Source organism: Bradyrhizobium sp. P5_C12, from assembly GCF_054049735.1.
Window position 1 is genome coordinate 1 of sequence record NZ_JBFULU010000076.1, and the last position, 23,166, is coordinate 23,166.

At 62.4% G+C, this 23,166-nt stretch carries 19 protein-coding genes; 14 read left to right on the forward strand and 5 right to left on the reverse strand.

Going from position 1 to position 23,166, the window contains the following annotated elements:
* The 5 genes from ACXJMY_RS35810 to ACXJMY_RS35830 form a co-directional block, all read left to right on the forward strand.
* Window positions 1–236: transposase (locus ACXJMY_RS35810; RefSeq protein ID WP_456622571.1), on the forward strand; the 236-nt coding region annotated here is incomplete at its 5' end.
* A 58-nt stretch (window positions 237–294) separates the two neighbouring features.
* The gene (locus tag ACXJMY_RS35815) at window positions 295–453 is read left to right on the forward strand and encodes a hypothetical protein (RefSeq protein WP_456624065.1); all 159 of its coding nucleotides are present in this window, start codon (window positions 295–297) and stop codon (window positions 451–453) included.
* A 582-nt stretch (window positions 454–1,035) separates the two neighbouring features.
* Window positions 1,036–2,691 (forward strand): thiamine pyrophosphate-requiring protein, encoded by a 1,656-nt coding sequence (locus ACXJMY_RS35820; protein WP_456624079.1) that lies wholly within the window; start codon window positions 1,036–1,038, stop codon window positions 2,689–2,691.
* A gap of 106 nt (window positions 2,692–2,797) precedes the next feature.
* The gene (locus tag ACXJMY_RS35825; RefSeq protein ID WP_456624066.1) at window positions 2,798–6,349 is read left to right on the forward strand and encodes a GAF domain-containing protein; all 3,552 of its coding nucleotides are present in this window, start codon (window positions 2,798–2,800) and stop codon (window positions 6,347–6,349) included.
* Between the two features lie 21 nt (window positions 6,350–6,370).
* Window positions 6,371–8,077, forward strand: coding sequence for an alpha/beta hydrolase (locus ACXJMY_RS35830; protein ID WP_456624067.1), 1,707 nt, complete (start codon window positions 6,371–6,373; stop codon window positions 8,075–8,077).
* A 4-nt stretch (window positions 8,078–8,081) separates the two neighbouring features.
* Here the strand turns inward: ACXJMY_RS35830 and ACXJMY_RS35835 are convergent, their stop codons facing one another.
* Together ACXJMY_RS35835 and ACXJMY_RS35840 are read right to left on the reverse strand one after the other, a co-directional pair.
* Window positions 8,082–9,668 (reverse strand): MDR family MFS transporter, encoded by a 1,587-nt coding sequence (locus ACXJMY_RS35835; RefSeq protein WP_456624068.1) that lies wholly within the window; start codon window positions 9,666–9,668, stop codon window positions 8,082–8,084.
* Window positions 9,669–9,824: 156 nt separating this feature from the next.
* Window positions 9,825–10,340 (reverse strand): YcgN family cysteine cluster protein, encoded by a 516-nt coding sequence (locus ACXJMY_RS35840; protein ID WP_456624069.1) that lies wholly within the window; start codon window positions 10,338–10,340, stop codon window positions 9,825–9,827.
* Between the two features lie 293 nt (window positions 10,341–10,633).
* Between ACXJMY_RS35840 and ACXJMY_RS35845 the strand changes: the two genes are divergently transcribed.
* From ACXJMY_RS35845 to ACXJMY_RS35855, 3 genes are read left to right on the forward strand one after another with little or no spacing between them, the layout of a single operon-like run.
* The gene (locus ACXJMY_RS35845) at window positions 10,634–12,931 is read left to right on the forward strand and encodes a transglycosylase domain-containing protein (RefSeq protein WP_456624070.1); all 2,298 of its coding nucleotides are present in this window, start codon (window positions 10,634–10,636) and stop codon (window positions 12,929–12,931) included.
* Between the two features lie 9 nt (window positions 12,932–12,940).
* Window positions 12,941–13,519: a DUF1214 domain-containing protein gene (locus ACXJMY_RS35850; RefSeq protein ID WP_456624071.1), complete on the forward strand. Its 579-nt coding sequence runs from the start codon at window positions 12,941–12,943 to the stop codon at window positions 13,517–13,519.
* Complete coding sequence (locus ACXJMY_RS35855) at window positions 13,516–14,100, forward strand: DUF1254 domain-containing protein (protein WP_456624072.1); 585 nt, start codon at window positions 13,516–13,518, stop codon at window positions 14,098–14,100. The genes ACXJMY_RS35850 and ACXJMY_RS35855 overlap by 4 nt, the downstream gene beginning before the upstream one ends.
* A 174-nt stretch (window positions 14,101–14,274) precedes the next feature.
* Here the strand turns inward: ACXJMY_RS35855 and ACXJMY_RS35860 are convergent, their stop codons facing one another.
* Window positions 14,275–14,541: a hypothetical protein gene (locus ACXJMY_RS35860; protein ID WP_456624073.1), complete on the reverse strand. Its 267-nt coding sequence runs from the start codon at window positions 14,539–14,541 to the stop codon at window positions 14,275–14,277.
* Window positions 14,542–14,799: 258 nt separating this feature from the next.
* Here ACXJMY_RS35860 and ACXJMY_RS35865 point away from each other — a divergent pair, with 258 nt between their 5' ends.
* The 4 genes from ACXJMY_RS35865 (at window position 14,800) to ACXJMY_RS35880 (ending at window position 17,410) form a co-directional block, all read left to right on the forward strand.
* A complete protein-coding gene (locus ACXJMY_RS35865) occupies window positions 14,800–15,453 on the forward strand; it encodes a hypothetical protein (protein WP_456624074.1) in 654 nt (217 codons plus the stop codon).
* 235 nt (window positions 15,454–15,688) lie between these two features.
* Window positions 15,689–16,159 (forward strand): hypothetical protein, encoded by a 471-nt coding sequence (locus tag ACXJMY_RS35870; RefSeq protein WP_354114281.1) that lies wholly within the window; start codon window positions 15,689–15,691, stop codon window positions 16,157–16,159.
* Window positions 16,160–16,461: 302 nt separating this feature from the next.
* Window positions 16,462–16,731, forward strand: a complete 270-nt coding sequence (locus tag ACXJMY_RS35875) for an antibiotic biosynthesis monooxygenase (RefSeq protein ID WP_135177051.1) — start codon at window positions 16,462–16,464, stop codon at window positions 16,729–16,731.
* On the forward strand, window positions 16,682–17,410 hold the full coding sequence (locus tag ACXJMY_RS35880; protein WP_456624075.1) for a transposase: 729 nt from the start codon (window positions 16,682–16,684) through the stop codon (window positions 17,408–17,410). The genes ACXJMY_RS35875 and ACXJMY_RS35880 overlap by 50 nt, the downstream gene beginning before the upstream one ends.
* Here the strand turns inward: ACXJMY_RS35880 and ACXJMY_RS35885 are convergent.
* Window positions 17,339–17,524 (reverse strand): hypothetical protein, encoded by a 186-nt coding sequence (locus tag ACXJMY_RS35885; RefSeq protein WP_456624080.1) that lies wholly within the window; start codon window positions 17,522–17,524, stop codon window positions 17,339–17,341. The two genes, ACXJMY_RS35880 and ACXJMY_RS35885, sit on opposite strands and share 72 nt — an antisense overlap.
* A 372-nt stretch (window positions 17,525–17,896) precedes the next feature.
* Between ACXJMY_RS35885 and ACXJMY_RS35890 the strand changes: the two genes are divergently transcribed.
* Both ACXJMY_RS35890 and ACXJMY_RS35895 read left to right on the forward strand, forming a co-directional pair.
* The gene (locus ACXJMY_RS35890; RefSeq protein WP_456624076.1) at window positions 17,897–18,277 is read left to right on the forward strand and encodes a hypothetical protein; all 381 of its coding nucleotides are present in this window, start codon (window positions 17,897–17,899) and stop codon (window positions 18,275–18,277) included.
* A 799-nt stretch (window positions 18,278–19,076) separates the two neighbouring features.
* Window positions 19,077–19,907, forward strand: coding sequence for an LssY C-terminal domain-containing protein (locus ACXJMY_RS35895; RefSeq protein ID WP_456624077.1), 831 nt, complete (start codon window positions 19,077–19,079; stop codon window positions 19,905–19,907).
* Between the two features lie 1,271 nt (window positions 19,908–21,178).
* Here ACXJMY_RS35895 and ACXJMY_RS35900 read toward each other — a convergent pair.
* Window positions 21,179–22,678 (reverse strand): hypothetical protein, encoded by a 1,500-nt coding sequence (locus ACXJMY_RS35900; RefSeq protein ID WP_456624078.1) that lies wholly within the window; start codon window positions 22,676–22,678, stop codon window positions 21,179–21,181.
* Window positions 22,679–23,166 lie beyond the last annotated feature (488 nt).

The window sequence follows — 23,166 nt, forward strand, 5'->3', positions numbered from 1 at the left end:
GGAGCTTGCGCGACGAACTGGCCGCACGCCGTATCAAGGCCGTGATCCCGCCAAATCCGACCCGCAAGCATCCGCATCGCTACGACAAAACCGCTTACAAAGGTCGCAACGTTATCGAGCGGATGTTCTGCCGTCTCAAGGACTTCCGCCGCATCGCAACCCGATACGACAAGCGCGCAGACATCTTCCTGTCCGCAATCCTTCTGGCCGCTGCAATCACTTGGTGGATCAATTGAGTCCGGACCCTAGACCAAGTCTGGCCCCGCCGCCGCGCGGCCTGCTTCGGAGCTGGCGATGATGGCTGCACTGGCAAAGGCAATATCCCGGGCGACAGGAACCAACGTTGACGTCGAAACTCTGAAGGTGCTCATGATCTTCTCGGGAGCGGGCCTGCTGGTCTCCCTCGTGGCCGCAATGATCTACGGACAGGCTCTCAACGCCGCCTTGTTTTGAACTCCTGCAAATTGACCGCGTTCGCTGCGGTTCGGGCTGCCCGAGCCGAACCGGGCGCTCATCATTGCCGAATGCCTGGCGTGAGATGTCGGGTTTTCCGCTCGCGAACCCGTGAAGAGACTTCGTCGACCGCGCGGAACGAAACAATCGGCCTTCGGATTGAAGCCACTTTCAAGCCGCCACGAAGTCACCGCAAAACATTGCCGAGCTATTGTTGCGACTGTTCGGATTGGGAGATGCAACAATGCAGTCGCATCAGGTTTTCGTCGCTCCGGCAATCATCCTCTGTTGCTCGTTCCTGAGCATCGCCACTCTGGTGATGATCGGAGCGTGGTAAAGTCAGGTTAGACGTCCATGCGTGAAGAATTCACATCGCTCGCTTTTCTGGCCGTAACCGTGGCCGGCGTCGCGCTGTTAGGGTCCGGCCTGCTCGCACTGGCTTTGGTGGGATAGGCCGCGCAGCCCCCTGTCCGGCCGCACGCTCGCGCTGCATGGCTGACCTACCACGCCTTCGTGCGCCCGCGCTTTACGCCTCTCCAAATTCCTGATCCTCTCTCCCCCAATCAGCCGGGACCAACCGGCCTGCCCAGGGAGAGAGACGCCATGAAGCTCGGCACTGCGATCGCGGAAATCATGAGGCGCGAGGGGATCGAGATCCTCTGCGGCTATCCCGTCAACCATCTGATCGAGCACGCGGCGAGCGCCGAGATCCGCCCTGTGATGGTGCGCCAGGAGCGCGTCGGCATCCACATGGCGGACGCGATCTCGCGCGTGACGTCGGGGCGCTCGATCGGCGCGTTCTGCATGCAGCATGGGCCCGGTGCGGAGAACGCGATGGGCGGTGTCGCGCAGTGCTTTGGCGAGTCCGTGCCCGTGCTGGTGCTGCCGATGGGCTATCCGCGCCGGCTGGCGCACATCGAGCCGAATTTCAACTCCAGCGAGGTGATGAGGGCGTTCGCCAAATCGTCCGAGCCGATCATCCTGGCGGCGGAAGTCGCCAACATCTTTCGCCGCGCCTTCACCAGGTTGAGGAACGGCCGCGGCGGGCCGGTGATCGTCGAGATTCCCGCCGACATGTGGAACGAGGAGGTGCCGGAGCCGCTGAACTACACGCCGGTGCTGCGCACCCGCTACGGCGCCGATCCCGTGCATGTCAAGGAAGCAGCCGCCCTCCTCGTCGCCGCCAAGCGCCCGGTGATCTATGCCGGCCAGGGCGTGCATTACGCGCAGGCCTGGCCGCAGCTGAAACGGCTTGCCGAGCGGCTCGCCATTCCCGTCACCACCAGCCTGGGCGGCAAGTCCTCGTTCCCGGAAACCCATCCGCTCTCGCTCGGCTCCGGCGGCCTCGCGGTGCCGCGCGCGGTTCCGAAGTTCCTCAGCGAGGCCGACGTCATCTTCGGCATCGGCTGCTCCTTCACCGAGACCAGTTTCGGCATCGCGATGCCGAAGGGCAAGACCATCATCCATTCCACGCTCGATCCGAACCATCTCAACAAGGATGTGGAAGCCAAGATCGGCCTGGTCGGCGATGCCGGGCTCGTGCTCGATGCGCTGCTGGAGGAGATCGGCAAGACCGTCACGAAGGATCGCGATGCCTCGGCGGTCGCGGCCGAGATCGCTGCCTCGCACAAGGAGTGGCTTGCAAAGTGGATGCCGAAGCTGTCCAGCAACGACGCGCCGCTGAGCCCTTATCGGGTGCTGTGGGACCTCCAGCGCACCGTCGACATCAACAACACCATCATCACCCATGATGCCGGCAGCCCGCGCGACCAGCTCTCGCCGTTCTGGAAGGCGGTCGAACCCCTCTCCTATCTTGGCTGGGGCAAGACGACGCAGCTCGGCTACGGCCTTGGCCTCGCGATGGGCGCCAAGCTGGCAAAGCCCGACAAGCTCTGCATCAATGTCTGGGGCGATGCGGCGATCGGTTTCACCGGAATGGATTTCGAGACCGCGGTGCGCGAGCGCATCCCGATCATGTCGATCCTGCTCAACAATTTCTCGATGGCGATCGAGTTGAAGGTGATGCCGGTCTCGACCGAGAAATATCGCTCGACCGACATTTCCGGCGACTATGCCGCGATGGCGCGCGCCTTCGGCGGCTATGGCGAGCGGGTGTTGAAGCCGGAGGACATCATCCCGGCGATCAGGCGCGGCATCCAGAAGACGAAGGAAGGCGTGCCGGTGCTGCTGGAGTTCATCACCAGCAAGGAGACCGAGGTGTCGCGGCCGGGCACGTGAGGCAGCCGGGTCTCGGCGGCAGGGCGGCAGGCGCTGGCTCCGGCCGCAGGAGATGTGATAATCCGGCCCGGTGCGGCGCCCGTCGCGGCACCAAGCCGGATTGCGAATGACCGCCCCTTCCAACGATGTCGCCGGGATCGACGAGCTCAAACGGCAATTGCAGTCGGCCGCAGCCGAGAATGCGCGGCTGCGCGATCGGCAAAACGCCAGCGCCGAGATCTTGCGCACCATCGCGGCATCTCCCTCGGATGCCCGGCCGGTGTTCGCTGCGATCGCGTCCAGCTCGAAGCGCCTGCTGGGCGGCTTCTCCGCCACCGTGCTTCAGTTCATCGGCGACGAGCTGCACCTCGTGGCGTTCACGCCGACCAGCCCGGACGCGGACGAAGGGCTGAAGGCATCGTTCCCGCGCCGGATCGAGGACTTTCCGACCTTTGCCCTGGTTCGCGGCGGCGAGACGATCCAGTTTCCCGACAGCGAGGCCGAGCACGTCCCGGAGCTGAACCGCAATCTGGCGCGACTGCGCGGCTTCCGCAGCGTGCTGTTCATGCCGCTGATGAACCGGGGCACGGCGGTCGGCATGATCAGCGTCACACGCGCCGAGCCCGGCGCGTTTGCGCCGGACCACGTGCAACTGCTCCAGACGTTTGCCGACCAGGCCGTGATCGCGATCGAGAATGCACGGCTGTTCAACGAGACCGGAGAGGCGCTGGAGCGGCAGACCGCCACCGCCGACATCTTGAAGGTGATGGCCGCCTCGCCGTCCGACGTGCAGCCGGTGTTCGACGCCATCGCGGCCAACGCCAACCGGCTGATCGGCGGCTTCTCCACGGCGGTGCTGCGCTATGTCGGCGGCGCCGCGCATCTGGCGGCATTCACGCCGACCGATCCGGCCGGCGATCGCGTGCTCCAATCCTCGTTCCCGGTGCCGTTCGCACGGTTTCCGCCTTACCAGCTTGTGGCCAATGGTGCGGCGGCGCAATTGCCCGACACCGAGCTCGAGCCGGCCGCACGCGACATCGCGCGCGCCCGCGGCTACCGCAGCATGCTGTTCGCCCCCCTGATGAGCGAGGGCGAGGCGATCGGCGTCATCATCGCCACGCGCCGGGAGACCGGCGCGTTCGGCGAGCACCATGTCAGGCTGCTCCAGACCTTCGCCGACCAGGCGGTGATCGCGATCAAGAATGTCAGCCTGTTCAACGCGACCAGGGAGGCGCTGGAACGGCAGACCGCGACCGCCGACATCCTCAAGGTGATTGCCGCCTCGCCGGCGGATGTGACGCCGGTGTTCCAGGCGATCTCCGACAGCGCCAAGGCGCTCATTGGCGGACATTCCTCCACCGTCACCCGCGTCATCGACGGCATGCTGCATCTGGCCGCCTTCACCACCGACGTTGAGGCCGGCAACGCGGATCTGCTCGGCTCATTCCCCGCGCCGCTTGCGGCGTCCGGCATTCACAGCCGGGTCGCGATGAGCGGAGCGTTCGCATTCCGCAGCGACATGCAGAACGAACCCGACCTCACCGAGGCGATGAAGGAGCTGGCGCGGACAAGGGGCTATCGCAGCATCCTGGTGGTCCCGATGCTGCGCGACGGCGTCGCGATCGGCACCATCGGCGTCACGCGGCCGGAGGCCGGTCCGTTCCCGGACAAGGCGATCACCCTGCTCAAGACCTTTGCCGATCAGGCCGTGATCGCCATCGAGAACACGCGGCTGTTCAACGAGGTGCAGCAGCGCACGAATGAGCTCACCGAAGCGCTCGAGCAACAGACAGCGACGGCCGAAGTCCTGAGCGTCATCTCCAGCTCGGGCGGTGACCTCGTTCCGGTCTTCGATGCGATGCTCGCCAAGGCGATGCAGCTTTGCGGCGCCAATTTCGGCGTGCTTAACACTTTTGACGGCAAGTCGTTCCACAGCGCTGCGACCTACGGCTTGCCGCCCGCCTACAACGAATACCGGCGCATGCAGCACCTCGAGTACGGCCCGGGCACGGCGCCCGCTCGCCTGCTGCTGGGCGAGCCGTATGTCGAGATCGACAATCTCGACGATACGGCGGCCTATCGAAGCGGCGACGCCAATCGCCGGGCATTGGTCGATCTCGGCGGCGCGCGCTGCCTGCTGACCGTGCCTCTGATCAAGGACGACCGCATCGTCGGCAATGTGATGATCTTCAGGCAGGAGCAGCGCCGATTCACCGACAAGCAGATCAGGCTGCTCCAGCAGTTCGCCGCGCAGGCCGTGATAGCCATCGAGAATGCGCGGCTGCTCCGCGAATTGCGCGAGAGCACCGAGGAATTGACCGAGGCGCTGAGACACCAGACCGGCAGCGCCAACATCCTGAAGGTGATCGCGTCCTCGCCGACCGATGTCGGACCGGCGCTGAAGGCGATTGTCGAGAGTGCCTGCGAGCTCTGCGATGCCTATGACGCCGCCGTGGCGCTGAAGGAGGGCGACAGCTTGCGCTTCAGCGCCCACCATGGGCCGATTCCGATCAACCTCGAGAATTGGCCGATCAATCGCAACTGGACCGCGGGCCGTGCCTTCGTCGACCGGCTCCCCGTGCATGTCGCCGATCTCAGTGAGAGCGATGAGTTCCCGGAAGGCCGCGCGCACGCGCTGCGCATGGGCCACCGCAGCATTCTGAGCGTGCCTCTGTTGCAGGAGAACGAGAGCATCGGCGCGATCCTGCTCCGCCGCAACGAGGTGCATCCGTTCACCGACAAGCAGGTCGCTCTGCTGCAGACCTTTGCCGACCAGGCCGTGATCGCGATCGGCAATGTGCGGCTGTTCGAGCAAGTGCAGGCCCGCACCCGGGAGCTTGCAAAATCGCTCGACGACCTGCGCGCCGCGCAGGATCGCCTGGTGCAGACCGAGAAGCTCGCCTCGCTCGGCCAGCTCACCGCAGGGATCGCGCACGAAATCAAGAACCCGCTCAATTTCGTCAATAATTTCGCGGCGCTGTCGGGCGAGCTGATCGACGAGCTCAATGACGCCCTGAAGACGGCCGCCCTGGCGAAAAATACCCGCGACGAGGTCGATGAGCTCACTGGTCTGTTGAAGGATAACCTGCAAAAGGTCGTGCAGCACGGACGGCGCGCCGACTCGATCGTCAAGAACATGCTGCTGCATTCGCGCGAGGGCGCCGGCGAACACCGGCTCACCGACATCAACGCCCTGGTCGAGGAGAGCCTCGACCTCGCCTATCACGGCGCGCGGGCCGAGAGGCCGCAGTTCGACGTCACGCTCGAGCGCGCGCTCGATCCGCAGGCCGGCACGGCGGAATTGTTTCCGCAGGAGATCACGCGGGTGCTGCTGAACCTGATCTCGAACGGCTTCTACGCGCTGGAAAAGCGCAGCAAAAGCGGATGCGTCGCGCCCACGCTGAGCGCCACGACGCGCGACCGCGGCACTGAAGTCGAGATCCGCATCCGCGACAACGGCGCCGGCATTGCGCCCGACGTGAAGGAGAAGATGTTCAATCCCTTCTTCACGACCAAGCCCGCCGGTGAAGGCACCGGCCTCGGACTCTCCATCAGCCACGACATCGTCGTGAAGCAGCACGGCGGCACGATCGACGTCGATACGCGCCCCGGCGAATTCACCGAGTTCACCATCCGATTGCCGCGCAAGAGCAGTTTTTCAGATAGCAACAGAGGATAGCATCGCTCGGAGGGTGCCTTCATGAATCTGGCGCGGCTCATTCGAAGGCAACTGCTATCGCTGTCGGGCGTCGGCCTCATGCTGGGCGCGCTGTTCTTCGCGGCCGCGCTGACGCCGACGCTGATCCCGCGCAGCTATCTCACGCAAGGCGTCCTCGCCGGCGGCTGCTTTGCGATCGGCTACCTCGCCGGCATCCTCTGGCGCTGGCTATGGCACTACCTCGAATTGCCCGAGCCTTCGGCGCGCGTGAGATCGAGCGCCAATGCGCTGGTCACGGCCGGTTGCCTGCTCGTCGTCATCGTCTTCCTGCGGCGGGCTGCCGAATGGCAGAACTCGATCCGCACCGTGATGAAGATGGCGCCGGTCGAGACCGCGCATCCGCTCAAGGTCTGCGTCATCGCCCTGATCACGTTCGTCGTGCTGCTGGTGCTGGGGCGGCTGTTCGTGCTTGTCGCCCGCTTCCTGGCCGCGCGCAAAGGGCGGGTCATTCCGCGAAAGATCGCGAACGTCATCGGCGTGCTCGTTGCAGGCCTGCTGTTCTGGTCGATCGCCAGCAATGTCCTGATCCGCACCGCGTTCAACGCGCTCGATTCGTCCTTCCGCGAAATCGATGCCTTGCTCGAGCCCGAGCGGCCGCAGCCGACCGCGCCCGAGAGAACGGGAAGCCCGGCGTCGCTGGTGAAGTGGAACCAGCTCGGGCGTATGGGGCGCAGATTCATTGCCTCAGGTCCGACCGCAGCGGAGATCGGCGCCGTCACGGGAAGGCCCGCGCAGGACCCGGTGCGCGTCTATGTGGGTCTCGGCGGCGGCGACACGGCGCAGGCCCGCGCCAGGCTTGCGCTCGACGAGCTCAAGCGCCAGCATGGATTTGAACGCGCGACGCTCGTCGTCATCACGCCGACCGGCACCGGCTGGATCGATCCGTCCGCGATGGATACGGTCGAATATCTCCACCATGGCGACGTCGCCAGCGTCGCGGTGCAGTATTCCTATCTCAACAGCCCGCTGTCGCTGCTGTTTCAGCCCGAATATGGCGCGGAAGCCGCGCGTGCGCTGTTCTCCGAGATCTACGGCTACTGGACGACATTGCCGAAGGACAAGCGGCCGAAGCTGTATTTGCACGGGCTCAGCCTCGGCGCGATGAACTCGGAAAAATCCGCGGAGCTGTTCGAGACGATCGGCGATCCGATTGCCGGCGCGCTGTGGAGCGGGCCGCCATTCGAGAGCCGCATCTGGAACTCGGTCACCGCGAACCGCAATCAGGGCTCGCCGGCCTGGCTGCCGGAATTCCGCGACAACCGCTTCGTCCGCTTCATGAACCAGAACGGGCCGACGGTGCCGCCGGATACGCCCTGGGGCCCGATGCGCGTGGTCTATCTGCAATATGCCAGCGACGCGATCACGTTCTTCGCCTACCGCGACGCCTTTCGGGCCCCGGCCTGGATGAATGCGCCGCGCGGACCGGACGTGTCACCGGAGCTGCGATGGTATCCGATCGTCACGATGCTGCAGCTCGCCCTCGACATGGCGGTCGCGACCGATACGCCGATGGGCTTTGGCCATGTCTTCGCGCCCGAACACTACGTCGATGCCTGGGTTGCGGTCACCGATGTCCGCGACTGGTCCGCCGATGCGCTGGCGCGGCTCAAGACCCATCTTGCGGCGGCGGCGCGGAAGGGAGCCGAAGGCAATGCCGGCGACGATCCCTACGCCGACCGCGGGGGATGAGATCCTACTCCGCCATCTCGACGGGTTGCGCGGTGGAGGGACCGGCGAGCGGCCGCTCCTCCATCGCGATCAGGCAGAGCGCGGCGGTGGTCATCAACGCGGTGGCGGCAGCGAAGACGTAGCGGAAGGCGTGCCGCATGTCCTCGGCGGGGATCGCAGGGATGCCGCCTGCGGCGTGATGCTCGCCGGCGAGCGGAATGTCCGTGCCGAGCGCGATCAGCAGGATGGCGGCGAACGCCGCGACCGTGAACGAGGACATCAGCGAGCGGAAGAAGTTCATCGCGCCGGTGATGGTGCCGACCTGCGGACGGGCCACCGAATTCTGCAGCGAGACCACGCAGACCGGGAAGGTGGTGCCGAGCCCGAGCGCGAACGCGGCCATCAGCGTCAAGAGGCCCCACAGCGGCAGCGTGGTGACGGTGAGGCCCAGCGCGCACAGCGCCGCCCAGGAGGTGCCGACGATGGCGACGCGCTTGTAGTGCTTGGCGCGCGCCATGGTGCGGCCGGCAATCGCCGCGCCGCAGGTCGAGACCGCGGCAAGCGGAATCAGCGCAAGCCCCGCCTCGCTGGCGCTGAGATGGTAGACCGACTCGTAATAGAGCGGGAGCTGCACGGTGAGGCCGGTGATCGCGCCGAGGCCGCAGCCGCCCGCCGTCAACGCGAACGGCGCGACCTTGCCGCTGAGCAGCGGCAGCGGCAGGAACGGCTCGTCCGCCCGGCGCGCATGCCAGACGAAGGTGACCGCGAGCGCGACGGCGCCGCCCACCATTGCAAGAACGGTCGGCGACAGCCACGGATAACGCGTGCCGCCCCAGGTCAGCACCAGCATGAAGACCACGGCGGAGGCCATCAGCAGCACGCCGCCGACCCAGTCGACCTTGCGCTTGCGGTGGAACACCGGGATCTTCTTCATCTTCGGCAGCAGCAGCGCGAGTGCCGCGGCCGCGAGCGGCAAATTGATCCAGAAGATCATCGACCAGTGCAGATGCTCGGCGAACACGCCGCCGATCACGGGGCCGAGGATGCCGCCGACCATCCAGACGCTGGAGAAATAGGCTTGATACTGGCCACGCTCGCGCGGGCTCACGACGTCGGAGATCACGGTCTGCACCACCGGCATGATGCCGCCGCCGCCGAGCCCCTGGAGCCCGCGCGCCAGGATCAGCATCGGCATGCTCGGCGCGATCGCGCACAGCACCGAGCCCGCGATGAACAGGCTCAACGACACGACCAGCATGGCCTTGCGGCCATAGATGTCGCTCAGCGTCCCGAACACCGGTGCAACCGCGGTCGAGGCGAGCAGATAGGCCGTGATCACCCAGGACAGGTTCGAGACATCCTGGAACTGGCGCCCGATGGTCGGCAGCGCGGTAGCGACGATGGTCTGGTCGAGCGCCGCCAGGAACATCGTCAGCATCAGGCTGATCACGATGGTCCGGACCTCGTCCTGCGACAGCGGCGCCGGCGGCGCCAGGGAGGGCGCGTCGCTGACGCTGATGACCTCGGTCGGAAGGCGGGAGAGCTCTTCGGCGATGTCGTCGGGCAATGTCTGGCTGTCGGCAGGTTCGCCCTGCCGTTCGAACTTGTTCATCTCGATCGGACGTCGTGGAGCGGCGCAATGCCGCGAAGGATTCGTTCTATCGAGACAATGTAGACAGCAAAGTTCTTCTCAGGCAGGCACCGCGGCGCATGGGAGCATCCCACCCCGGGGTCATCGCGAAGACGTGACCTGACGAGGAACGACGGGTCAGTCTTTCGGACGTCGCTTCAGGCGCGCCCGCTTCGGCAGCTGCGCGGGCCATTGCACGATGTGGTCCTCGAGGTCCTCGTCCGGGATCGCCTCCTCGCTGCCCTCGACCCGGCCGCGCACGGAGACGCCGGCCTCATGCACGGTGTTGGGATCACCGGACACCAGAGGATGCCACCAATAGAGATCGCGCCCCTCGGCCACGAGCTTGTAGCCGCAGCTCGGCGGCAGCCAGTTCAGGGTGCGGACATTGGCCGGGGTCAGGCGGACGCAGTCCGGAACCTTGTCCGAGCGATTCGGGTAGTCCTTGCAGCCGCAGGTCGCCCCATCGAGCAGCTTGCAGCCGACATGGGTGAAATAGATCTGGCCGGTGTCCTCATCCTCGAGCTTGTTCAGGCAGCAGCGCCCGCAGCCGTCGCACAGGCTCTCCCATTCGACGTCCGACATCTCTTCCAACGTCTTGGTTTTCCAGAAGAATCCATCCTGGTCTGAAGGTCGTTTGCGAGCTGCGGTCATGCGCCTCAACAAGATTCGAAAGAGCTACGGCTAACGCCATCTAGGGCGTGCGGCGAGGATGCTGCAAGCAGCACCCCCGTGAGGCCCGTAATGACCCGGGGTCAATTAGGCCTGTTGTTCAAAATCCCGAGCGTGACCATTGGTTTATAGGCCCCGCTCGGCTAGAAGGAACAGCAAGTCCCCTCGGACGCGAACCGGGCGCCTTGGGTTTGCCGCAACATTCCCGCAAGACGTCTCGATGCCGCCCCGGCCGGGTGCTTGAACGCTTTCGAACCGAGCCTCAAGGGTTCTAGGTGCGCCAGATCATACCACCGCATTGGAAGGCCAGGGTCCGGAATTTCTTCCTGGATCTCGATGCGCGCATCGACTCCTCGCTGTTCTCCTCGGCCAAGGGCATTCGCGAGCTCTACGAGCGCTATTCGACCTTCATGGACCGCTTCTATGTCGGGCGGTGGAAGCGCTGGGTGTTCATCGAGCCGCTGTCGGAGGCCGCAACCCTCGGGCTCGGCGGACTGGTCGTGATGCTCACGCTCGCCATCCCCGCCTTCCGCGAGACCGCGGATGAGGACTGGCTGAAGAAGTCCGACCTCGCGGTGACCTTCCTCGACCGTTACGGCAACCCGATCGGCAGCCGCGGCATCAAGCACAACGACTCGATCCCGCTGGAAGACTTTCCGGACGTGCTGATCAAGGCGACGCTCGCGACCGAGGACCGCCGCTTCTACGAGCATTTCGGCATCGACATCGCCGGCACCGCGCGCGCCCTCGTCACCAACGCCCAGGCCGGCGGCGTCCGCCAGGGCGGCTCCTCGATCACCCAGCAGCTCGCCAAGAACCTGTTCCTGAGCAACGAGCGCACCATCGAGCGCAAGGTCAACGAGGCCTTCCTCGCGGTCTGGCTGGAATGGCGCCTGACCAAGAACGAGATCCTCAAGCTCTACCTCGACCGCGCCTATATGGGCGGCGGCACTTTCGGCGTCGACGGCGCGGCGCATTTCTACTTCAACAAATCCGCGCGCGACGTGACGCTGGCGGAAGCCGCGATGCTCGCCGGCCTGTTCAAGGCCCCGACCAAATACGCGCCCCACATCAACCTGCCCGCGGCGCGCGCCCGCGCCAACGTCGTGCTCGACAATCTCGTCGATGCCGGCTTCATGACCGAGGGCCAGGTGTTCGGCGCCCGCCGCAACCCGGCCTTCGCCGTCGACCGCCGCGACGAGGCCTCGCCGAACTACTATCTCGACTACGCCTTCGACGAGATGCGCAAGCTGGTCGATACCTTCCCGAAATCCTACATCGAACGCGTCTTCGTGGTGCGCCTCGCGATCGACACCAACGTGCAGAAGGCGGCCGAAGACGCGATCGAGAACCAGCTGCGCCAGTTCGGCCGCGACTACCACGCCACCCAGGCCGCGACCGTGGTGTCCGACCTCGACGGCGGCATTCGCGCCATGGTCGGCGGCCGCGACTACGGCGCGAGCCAGTTCAACCGCGCCACCGACGCCTACCGCCAGCCCGGCTCGTCGTTCAAACCCTACGTCTACACCACCGCACTCCTCAACGGCTTCACGCCGAACTCGATCGTGGTCGACGGCCCGGTCTGCATCGGCAATTGGTGCCCGCAGAACTATGGCCATTCCTACTCCGGCGCGGTGACGCTGACCCAGGCGATCACGCGCTCGATCAACGTCGTGCCGGTGAAGCTGTCGATCGCCATCGGCCAGAAGGAACAGCCGAAGGCGCCCAACCCCGCCAAGATCGGCCGCGCCAAGATCGTCGAGGTCGCGCGCCGCTTCGGCCTCAAGGCGCCGCTGCCCGACACGCCGTCGCTGCCGATCGGCTCGGACGAAGTCACCGTGCTCGAGCACGCGGTGGCCTACGCGACCTTCCCCAACAGGGGCCGGGCCGTGACGCCGCATTCGGTGCTGGAGGTGCGCACCGGCGCCGGCGACCCGGTCTGGCGCTGGGACCGCGACGGTCCAAAGCCGCGGCAGGCGATCCCGGCCTCCGTCGCCTCCGACATGGCCGGCATGATGAGCCACGTCGTCAGCGAAGGCACCGCCCGCCGCGCCGCCCTCGACGGCATTCCGACCGCGGGCAAGACCGGCACCACCAACGCCTATCGCGACGCCTGGTTCGTCGGCTACACCGGCAATTTCACCTGCGCGGTCTGGTACGGCAATGACGACTATTCGCCGACCAACCGCATGACCGGCGGCTCGCTGCCGGCGCAGACCTGGCACGACATCATGGTCGTCGCGCATCAGGGCGTCGAGGTCAGGGAAATTCCCGGCATCGGCATGGGCCAGAAGCTGCCGCCGCAGCCGATGGCGGCGCAGGCCAATGCCGCGCCGAAGGTGCTGGAGACCAAGCCCGGTCCCCCGCCCGTGCTGACCAAGCGCGGCGCCGATATCCTGGTGCGCGTCGAAAAGCTGCTCGATGACGCGGCCAGGACCGCGGTGAAGACGACGTCCGACGAGACGGCGAAGCCGGCCAAGCCGGCGGCGGCCTCGAGCGCGCTCGCCTTCCCGCAGAACTATGCAGCCGAGACCGCGGGGAATGCGGGCTCATCCGCGCCACGCAAGAACTGATCGAATCCCGTGCGGCTGATCCTGATCACATTGACGGCCCTTCTGCTCGCAACCGTGGTCGGCGTCGGCGCGACCTGGATGACGACGACGCGCGGCACCGAGATCGGCGCGCTGACCATCGGCCCGTGGACCGCGCGTCCGCGCACCGGCACCGCCGACGTCGATCCCTATTCGCGCGCCACCATCGTACGCAACGGCGAGCTGCCGATCGGCACCGGCGACGGCGTCGCCTTCACCGCGACCGCCGACGACAGGAAGAAGGCGCTCGACGGCCGCTGCGACGTCGTCGTCTCCGGCGTGACGCCGCCGGCGCGGTTCTGGACGCTGACGCTCTATGACCGCAAGGGTCATCTCGTCGCCAACTCGCTGCAACGCTACGGCTTCACCAGCCAGGAGATCGTCCGCCAGTCCGACGGCACGTTCGAGATCCGCATCGCCTCGCGCTCGCGCGCCGGCAACTGGCTGCCGACCGGCGGCATCGAGCGCTACGCGCTGATGCTGCGCCTCTACGACACCCCGGTCGGCGTTGCGACCCGCACCCAGCGCGATGCGCCGATGCCGACGATCACGACGGTGGGCTGCTCATGATCCGCCTCGCTTTTACCATCGTCGCCGGTGTCGTGCTGGGCCTCGTCGTCCATCTCGTCAGCGTGCTGGCGCTGCCGCGGATCGCGACCCAGGACGCCTATTCGCGGCTGACGCCGATGACGAAGCTCAACGGCGTCACCCAGTTGCCCCTCGCCGATCCCGGCACCTCGCCGATGCCGTTCATGGATCCGGCCTTTGCGCTCGCGATCTGCCGCTACGATCTGTCGAATGGGCCGATCAAGCTCGCGGTGCCCGTCAGCCAGGCCTATACCTCGGTGTCGTTCTACACCCGCAACGAGATCGCCTATTACGCCATCAACGACCGCTCGGCGGGCCGCAAGGTGATCGAGCTCGACCTGATGACCGAGGCGCAGCACAACGAGCTGCCCGAGGACGAGGAGATCACCGCGGCCGACCGCCTGATCATCGACTCGCCGAGCACCACGGGCCTGATCGTGATGAAGGCGCTCGCCGCCGAGCCCGGCCTGATGCCGCAGGCGCAGAGCACGCTGGCAGCCGCGACCTGCGCGCCGCAGACCGAACCGCCGGCAAAGGCCGAGGCGCCGCGCGGACGGCGCTGAGCTGACCTTTTAGGCGCGCTCAAACCAAAAAATGTGACAAACAACCCCATGCACAGTAGCGGGGGCATTGAAACTATTTGCTATTTTGGTTCGCGCCAAACCGGCGTTTGGTGGACTGGGGCATCCCTGCCCGTCGCACAGTTCAGCTTTGACTCGTCGGGCAAAACACTGGCACTATGGCATCATCGAAAGTTCGTAACGCCCGCGCGGAGAAATCCGGCGCGGGTTTTTCATGTCGAAGGAGATTGCTGTGATCGAAGGATCGTTCCCCACAGCAAGCCATGGCACCAATCCAGCAAGACCAGCACTGGAGCTGATGGGTGGCCTGCTGGATGCGCGATGTGTCTGTTCGGACAATCCGAGAGCGGCGAAGACGGCAGCGTGATCGATTGCGTTCGGAAGGGTTTGATGGCTGGCCTGGATCAGCCCGCTGACCAGCATGCGGGAACACGCAGCTTCCGCTTTCGCCTCTAGCGGACATTGTCGAGCTCAAAGCCAACGTCAGCTTTTGGGCCCGAAGCGGACCTTGCCCCGCTTCATTCAAAATTGAACATTTTCCGACGCGGAAGGTTGATGTATTTTGTCTATGCAACCGTGACGCTACCAACGTCGAAGGCGAAGGAGACTATCAGGTCTCTACAGCTAGGAGATCTCGTTGACCGAGCCCAGTGAACGCTATCTGATCATGAGGTCTTCGAGGTGACCACGAGTGTTGCGCCGGTTGAACACATGTTGAATGGCAGGCGGCGCCTCGCGATCTTGTTTGCTTTGGTACTTGCGACAATCGCACAATCGGCCGCTGCCGAAGAGATCACCGGTTCGCAAAAAGATCCAGTTGCGTTGAACAATCGGCTAGCTACCCCGGTCGAGTTCTTGCGAAACTTCAAATATGCGCTCGATAATGACTTGTTTCTGCGCGAAGGATTCTACTCGGACGAGAACCTGAAGAAGTTCTTTGCTGCGACAAGAATTTCATGGATCGAGAAGAACCTCCCCGAGCGACAAAGCGGAGACATAATCTGCCAGTCCTCCTTCGGCATCAGTCTGGCTTTCGGGACGACGGGCAAGAGGAGTGACCCGACCGCGCGCGTGAGATATGGCGGCGGTAGCCTCGGTGCGAAACTGGCGGCCGATCAGGTGATTGAGCTGTTCGGGGCCCCCATGAAGGTGACAAACCCGTATGCGGCGGAAAGTCCTGCGCACCCGTCGGCGCTGATGCGGAAGACTCACGAACTTGGCAATCTCTCCATTGAATACCGATTTGAACGTTCGACGAGCACTGCGTCATTCTCGTGCCTGATGAACGGCGACGGATCAATCAATCGATGCAACTTCAGCAACGCGGAGAAATAGCACATTGCTGCGCGAGTTCATGAGGCTCTATGCAGTTGCCGTAACTGCCAGCGCGTACAGAAAATGCAGGATGTCTGCTGTTGGCCCTTCGGCGAAGTGGCGGCGTCGCTCCACGAGGTCCGCTTATTGAGGCATGGCGGACAAGATCTGCTCAGGTTGAGTTCTTCGCATTTTGACCCAAGGCGGAAATTGTCGAGCCATGCTAGGGTGATCTTGCTGGGAGGGAGAAATCCGAATGAAAGGGACTAGCGGGAACGCGATGGCTCTGCGCGTCTGGGGATTTTGTCTGGCGATCTGTTGCCTTGCTTCAACATGCGCGGTTGCATGTAGTCCGTCCACGGAACGAGGCATCTTCTTTGAACATGTTCCGACCGACATCGACGCACCGGTGATAATCGAAACGACGATCTATGGCGACGGCTCGCAGGTAGGCGATGTTGCTGGCAATCAGATGATAATAATGAACGCACGGGTCGACAGGGTGATTAAGGGGCCTATCGATGCCAAGACATTGAAGATATTTGTTTACCTTGGCGCGTGCACCCGAGTTGGCGCGGGAAAAGGCATCGTTCTTGGAGAGCTTCGCGATGATCCCTTGCGCGGTCCGATGCTAAAAGCAATTGAAGGAGCCAACTTCCGGTCGTACTCCAAAGAGTTCCGAGAAATGCAAGAAGCCATCTGGGCTGCCGTAACTCACGAAAAATGAATGTCCATTCCAATGTCGCCTTCTGGCCCATCGGAGAAGTGGCCGCAGCCCTCCACTAGGTCCGCTCACCGAGGCATGGCGGACAAGATCTGCTCAGGTTGAGTTCTTCGCATTTTGACCCGCTGCGGACATCCGACTGATGAGGCCGTTCGATCGGACAAAGGGCAAACGTCCGATGGCATCAGTGCAACCCGGAAATGAAATAGCTCCAAGCGGCGGCCAGTATTATACTGTTGCTACTGGAAGTGCTGTTTCAAGCGTTCGTGGAAAGATTGTTACGACCAGTCAGGGAGGAACATCTGATGACGACTATGTTTGTTAGGCACACGGTTTCCGACTACAAGACCTGGCGGAAGGTTTACGACGATTTTGCTCCGGTTCAGAAGGCGAAGGGCGTAACAGCCGAGGCTGTCTACCGAGCAGTCGAAAATCCCAATGACATCACAGTAACTCACGAGTTTGCTACGATTGAAGCTGCGCAAGCCTTCGCGGAGAGTGCTGAATTGAAGAATGCCATGCAGAATGCGGGAGTGGCGGGAGCCCCAACGATTTGGTTTACGAACAAGGCGTGAAGTATCGATCCCGGCCAAGCGCCGGGATTTTTTTTGCTGTGGTGTGCCATGTCGCCTGTTGGCCCTCAACATTGATCTTATCAACCTCTTCGGCCGCTTGGGCCCAGGGCCAACCCACGTCGTGCTCCGACGGCGCGCAGATGGGACCTTCGCGCGCGAGGACTTCAACTATGATCCAGCCAGCGACGTCTACATCTGTCCTGGTGGCAAGACGCTGACCACAACAGAGACACGTGTGAACACGCTGCTTTATCGAGCAAGCAAGGCTGACTGTGACGCCTGCGCCTTGAGGCAACGTTGCTGCCCGAACACGCCTGCTCGAAAGGTGCCTCGCTCGGTTCATGAGAAGGCCCGCGATATAGCTCGGGCGATTGCCAAGTCCTGGGAAGGTCGAGCGTCACGACGACAGCGCAAGAAGGTCGGGCCGCAGCTATTTGACCTCCCGCTGCGGCCTTCGTATTTGCGGCAAGCCCGGCAGCGTGAACCGGCGGGCCGGCGCCCTCGTCGTTCCTCAGTCTGGCTGCGCGAGCAACTTCGCGAAGCTATGGCGAGTTGCTGGTCGAGCAGACAGCGTCTGCCCAGCTGGATCAATCGACGAGGCCTGCACTCAGGCCACTGCTCCAAGCCACGGCAGCCTTTGCGCCTCTACGTCGACCAACTCATTCAGGTCCGCTTCTAAGTCCAACACGATATCGAGAAGCAGAGCCGCCGCCACTGGGTCTGTCGTTTCATGCGCCATCAATCGAAAGCGCTCGACCTCGTGCCAGCGCTCCTTCCACTCGCTGTCAGTCATGGCTCCCCCATGCGCTGATCCCCCAGCGGGCATGGGTATTGGTTCCTCAAAACTGTGAAATTATTGCGGCGCGATGGGGCATARTCCCTGCCCCAACCCCGCCGGCGGCGGGCAAGGTGAGCGTGGGACAGACGCCCGGCCCTGTCGGGGCGAAGAGCAATCGAAGCTGGAGATATTTGTCAGCTCGTTCGCAAACAAGATGAGCCGCGACACGGCCCGTGGCCCCGATGGCCGCCTGGTTGAAGCGGTCGAATGGTACCAGCTAATAGGTCCGCCAGCGTGAACCGGGTCGTCCAAGCGTTGAACCGAATTGACACGCCGGCCGACCAATTAATTGGTGTCCAGCGGACCACCTTTAGAATGAGGTGCCCGATGTCAAAGGCAACAGAACTTGCCAACCGAGCCAGGGCGTTTGAAAAGCGCGCCGAGACGGCGATTGATCGTTCCTCACGACAAAACTATCGTGAGATGGCCGCTCACTACAGCGCTCTTTCCATCGAGCATCGCGAAGTCGAACAGTTGCAGAAGCTCTCCCCGGCTGAATGTGAACGGCTGGCGAGGAGGAGCACCACCCCCTCGTTTCACAATGCCGATAGGCCGACCTATCTGCGCGCTATGGCGGTGGGCATCGTGCTCTGCGTCGCGTTTGTCGCGATCAGCTTTTCACTGCGACCGCAGCCGGCAGACGATCGCGTCCTGGTAAAGGCGGACCGGCTCGTACGTACCGCCGGCGATCCACCCAAGACGAGATAGCCTCGGATTTGGCTTGCCAAGCGTGCATTCAGCAGAACAATTGGTGGAACTACGACGTGTATCCATTTCGATACACGCGATCAAACCCAGTCAGCCGAACGACCAGGACATCGGGCCTCTTCTTCGTGCGTCTTGCCCAATAATCGAGTTCGCTGATGAGTCCAGGCCGCGCGGGCAGTGTGCCGTCAGGTTGAGTTCTTCGCATTTTGACCCTGGCTGTGTGAAAACGCGAACGATCGAAACCCGGCGAGAATTCCATTCCTCAATTCGTTCTCTAAGTTGAATGCACTTGCGAGTTTGACCGCTAAGACGGTCTTGAACGAATAACTTGTTCTATCGCCGCCAAGCGTCCTGGCGTTTTCAAACAGCCAAGACGCCCTCTATCAGGGTCGTCAACTTTTCGACGACCTCGGTACGATCCGGAAGGTCAACTGTCGACACGACAGATTTCATGTTCAATCTCCTAAAATTGCGCCTTAGTGTATTGGTGGCGGCGATAGCGCGCAATTCTGCTATTGGCCCATCAGCGAAGTGGCGAGCCTTCGCTTTGAGGTCAGCTTAATGGGTCGGAGCGGACTACATTTGCTCACGCTGAGCTTTTCGCATTCTGGACCCGAAGGCGACTTCGATTGTCGTCTTCACTCAATGGGAGCTTGTCCGACCTGTTCTTGAAATTTTCAAGGATTTCGAGACGAGCAATTTGTCCAAACAGCAATACGGACGTATCTTTCTGAATCCGGTCCCCTCAGGGAAAGCTGTCGTTGGACTGAGGGGGCTTTCAACGAGGCCGTGCAAGATCATGAGATTGCTCAAGCTTCTTGTGCAGCGTTTGCTGATCTTTGGATTGGGAATCTTCTGTGTCTGGTTGATTGTCTTTGTTGTTTTTGAAACCGCAGACCGCAGGCTACCTTGGATCCTGGCGGTCAGTGCTACCTACGGCATTGCCGCGTATATTGTTCTGCCACGTGCCATTCGGATGGGCCTGAAGATTCTCCAAAGCAAACGTGTGCCGAGTTACACGATTACGGGCGACGGATTGCCTGGAGATCCCGTGAATGTCGTGCTCGTCGGCACGCTCCAGCAGCTTCGCGGGGCCTTCGCAGCGCTCGGCTGGTCGGAGGCAGATCGGCTTAGTCTAGCCAGTTCATGGGGCATGGTCCGAGCCTTTGTGCTCAATACTCCATACCCCACCGCCCCGTTCAGCACCCTCCATCTTTTCGGGCGGGGCCAGGACATCGGCTTTCAAAAGGCGATCGATAACAGCCCGCGGAAGCGCCACCACGTACGGTTCTGGGCTTTGAGCCGAACGCGCGCCCAGGCAACCTGGGGAACAGCAGATTTCTGGCTAAACACCGAACGCCCGCCGGACAACGAATGCGTTCTTTGGATAGGAGCTGGCACCAGGGACACCGGCCTATCCCTCACTCGCCTTTCATTTCAAATCACCCACGCCACAGATTCGGATACGAACGCAGAGCGCGATCATATTGTCGGTGAGTTGAAGAGGATTCGAACCATCGAAGCGGTGAAAGTCTATCAGGCGGGCGACAATCTTCTCGACGAACGCGTCAATCACTACATTACCGATGGCGAGATCACGTTGGCGATTCTGGTCAAAAATGGCGATTGACGTCAAAGCCAAGATTTGCCGACGCTACTACCTCTCAAACTGTCCAACCAGGCGAGCCCGGTTTCGCTGTTTCACGGAAATAACTGTGGCGGGCCGCGTCCTCCCTGCGAAGATTCCGCTATCGACATCCATGTCTGTTGTTGGCCCTGAGCCGACTAAAGCTCCATCCCCTCATCACGTCCGGTATCGGTGCTAAACCCGACCGTGAGCGACGCTTGCGATAACCGCCGCTTGTGACCCAGAGCGGTCATCAGCCGCCGTATTCGGGCGAAGTTGATATAGATCAACCTTGATGATGTGCATAGTCGATACCGCAAAATGTTGCTTGCAGTCTCTTCGGTAGGAATGAGCCGCAAAGGATGGTCAGTCGTTCAATCATTGACACATAAGGAGACGCGCAAATGAGGAAGCTTGCTTCGGTAGGACTGATCGCCGCGGCCATGTTCGCTAATCCGGCCATGGCCGCGTGGTACGACCAAAACGGCGCAGCCGTCCATCCGTCCCGCGTCGTTCACTGCATCCGGGCTCCAGACGTTGGCAGTTTTGCCGGAGGGCCGTTCAATAAGCCTCCCTGCGAACCGGCAAGCTGGCGTAGGGCGGCGTGGCGCGACAAGAACGGTGCAGTCGTCCCTACCTCCAACGTCGTTCACTGTGTCCGGGCTCCAGACGTCGGCAGTTATGCCGGAGGTCCGTTTAATAAGCCTCCCTGCGAACCGGCAACCTGGCGCTGAGGCAAGCGGCAAGATGCCGCCAACGTTCCCTGCGAAGCGAACGTTCAATGTCGGGGCGGTTCGTTGACCCTGCGCGCTGGTGCCAAAATCACCGAGCGTAGACAAGTAGACAAAGAGAGCAACTGGCTGGCTGCGAGTGGCCAGTTCTCGCTTTACATCCGCGTCTACTGGGCGGGAGCAACATCCTCGATGGTCAGTGGAGACCGCCGTTTGTCAAGCGAATACAATCGAGCAGTTAACTACGGCGTCCGCGACGCGGTTCCGAGATGCGAACGGACGATATATCGAACGTCGGTTGTTGGCCCTTCGGCGAAGTGGCAGCATCGCTCCACGAGGTCCGCTTATTGAGGCATGGCGGACAAGATTTGCTCAGGTTGAGTTCTTCGCATTTTGACCCTAAGCGGTCACGAGGCCGCACGATCGGTTAGCGGGATATCGAGGACGGCTCGACGATGTGGGTCTAACCGGTACCGCAGGTTGATCGTTCGTAAGGAACGTAGCGGCCGAAGGTGTGGGAAGGCCAGCGTACGACTGATTGCTCTATGAGCCTGGGCTTACAAGCGCTCTATGCGGCCGGTTCAGTTCGTAGAGGTGATAGATCAGCGCTGCAGGCGTCTCCGGCGGCGCATGTCCCGCATAGACCTCCCGCGCCGTCCACCCTTCACCGCGAAGGCCCTCAACGAAACGGAATTTCTCGTCCCAATCCTGTATTACAAGCAGATATTGCGGCTGGAATGTTTCCGCGATCTCTGCGACCGCTCTGGATCGTTGCAGACCGACGCTCGGGTAAGTCGCTCGCCTGTGAAAGTCCATTGCGGCGGGCGTCTTGAGTCCCACCAAATCGACCAGTGCAGCATGTCCGGCGTAGGCGACGTAGCCGGCGTCGTGAACCATGACCATTGGCCGATCCGGCAAATTTGCGTTCATCCATCTCACCACATCTGCAAGGTTTTCCTGGAAGCCGACGATATGAGTTCTGTAGTCCTTGAGTTGCAACACAAATCCCAGCGGCAAGAACAAGATCGAAATCGCGACCATGGAGAGTGTTTGCTTGCGAAACGCCGAAGAGAGGCCACACGCAACGCCAAACAGGACGATCGGCGCGAGAACATATAGATAGCGTCCGCCATTGTGCTGCAGGCCACCCGGAAATCTCCAGAAGTAGGCGCCAAGAAAGACGGCAACAAATAGCGCAAGCATGCGTCCAACCGCGGCCGGGCGCGCGAAACGGAGACACAGGAAGAGCGGAAAGCTCAAAAAGGCGGCTTGAGAAACCGCTAAAAGCATCAAGAGCGATTTATCCGACCAATCTGCGTAGCGTTCGGCGAAAAAGTACATCTTCGCGCTGACGGTGTTGGGCATCAATGAGCCGGTGTCGATCCAATACCAGAGTAGGAAGGGCACGGAACTTAAGGCCGCGACCGCCGCGGCAGCAATTTTGAAGCCAGTGGCAGCATACTTTTCCCAGAACACGATGAGCATCGACGCGGCCGACAGGAAGCTGAGTTCCGGCCGAACAAACGGCATGATGCCGCACAGAGCCGGAAGCCAGAAGGTGCGCCTTTTGTCTGTAAGCAGTTTGATGTCCCACGCCACCGCGGCCATTGCCAGTCCGGTGTCCATCCCATTCAAGACTTGAAACAACGTGCCCGCGAAGACAAGGCTGCCTAAGGCAATCAGCGCCGCTTCCAGCCGAGGACATCCGATGTTGAGGCACATAAAGAATACGCCGAGCACATAGGCGACGCCACTGAGCGAGCTGAGCACATACAGCGCGGCAGTATCGGGATACACTAGTTGCTCGAAGGCCAGAAGCAGTGCGAGATGCACGCCGCTCGTCGCCCCAACAAGAGCCGGCACTCCCTCATAATTCTCGTCTCGGCCGAGACGCAGAACCTGAGCGTTGTGCAGGTTGATGAAGGCATCGTCTGCCGGAAAAGCCGCGCCTCCGTTCACGGAGTAAACGATCGCAAAGATGGCGATTGTGACGAGCGCGCAGGCTCCAGCATCGATCCACCGGCTCTCCAGTTCGCTCGTCATATGTCAGCCGACCCCGTCAACCTCTGTAGCGTGCTTACAATCTCAGGTAAAATATTTTGTTAATACACCTATTGTTCCTCAGTTGATGAGCCCAGCAGATTTGGGGGCGTCTATGTGGGCCTCGGCCGGTACCACCGACGGCCGTTCGCGTCCGTTTTTGGCCCTTCGCTTGCGTGAATGCGGTGCAGCTACATGTCGGTTGATAAGGGCAGACCGGAAGTTTGTGGCTGGGCACCAAACCGGCGCTTTTGACCCAAGGCAGACGTGCCCTGCTCGCTAGGCCGCATTGCGCTGAATGTATTAGCGGCGATAAAGATACCTGATGATGGTTCGCTCGATACCCACGCCTCTCTGGTTCGCGGCGGCCCTTTTCCCAATGGTTGTGTCGCAAATTGTAAGACTGCAACAATCCGATCCGGCAGCATGGATCGTCTGGGATTACGCAGGCCGCCTCGGGGCCTTGGCAGTTCTGTGCGCCATACCTGCTG

Coding starts and splice junctions, on each gene's coding strand:
- ACXJMY_RS35885 (WP_456624080.1), bottom strand. CDS start 17,524: ATGACTGACAGCGAGTGGAAGGAGCGCTGGCACGAGGTCGAGCGCTTT.
- ACXJMY_RS35815 (WP_456624065.1), top strand. CDS start 295: ATGATGGCTGCACTGGCAAAGGCAATATCCCGGGCGACAGGAACCAAC.
- ACXJMY_RS35860 (WP_456624073.1), bottom strand. CDS start 14,541: ATGCTGGTCAGCGGGCTGATCCAGGCCAGCCATCAAACCCTTCCGAAC.
- ACXJMY_RS35875 (WP_135177051.1), top strand. CDS start 16,462: ATGACGACTATGTTTGTTAGGCACACGGTTTCCGACTACAAGACCTGG.
- ACXJMY_RS35880 (WP_456624075.1), top strand. CDS start 16,682: ATGCGGGAGTGGCGGGAGCCCCAACGATTTGGTTTACGAACAAGGCGT.
- ACXJMY_RS35835 (WP_456624068.1), bottom strand. CDS start 9,668: ATGAACAAGTTCGAACGGCAGGGCGAACCTGCCGACAGCCAGACATTG.
- ACXJMY_RS35870 (WP_354114281.1), top strand. CDS start 15,689: ATGAAAGGGACTAGCGGGAACGCGATGGCTCTGCGCGTCTGGGGATTT.
- ACXJMY_RS35890 (WP_456624076.1), top strand. CDS start 17,897: ATGTCAAAGGCAACAGAACTTGCCAACCGAGCCAGGGCGTTTGAAAAG.
- ACXJMY_RS35825 (WP_456624066.1), top strand. CDS start 2,798: ATGACCGCCCCTTCCAACGATGTCGCCGGGATCGACGAGCTCAAACGG.
- ACXJMY_RS35830 (WP_456624067.1), top strand. CDS start 6,371: ATGAATCTGGCGCGGCTCATTCGAAGGCAACTGCTATCGCTGTCGGGC.
- ACXJMY_RS35840 (WP_456624069.1), bottom strand. CDS start 10,340: ATGACCGCAGCTCGCAAACGACCTTCAGACCAGGATGGATTCTTCTGG.
- ACXJMY_RS35855 (WP_456624072.1), top strand. CDS start 13,516: ATGATCCGCCTCGCTTTTACCATCGTCGCCGGTGTCGTGCTGGGCCTC.
- ACXJMY_RS35900 (WP_456624078.1), bottom strand. CDS start 22,678: ATGACGAGCGAACTGGAGAGCCGGTGGATCGATGCTGGAGCCTGCGCG.
- ACXJMY_RS35895 (WP_456624077.1), top strand. CDS start 19,077: ATGAGATTGCTCAAGCTTCTTGTGCAGCGTTTGCTGATCTTTGGATTG.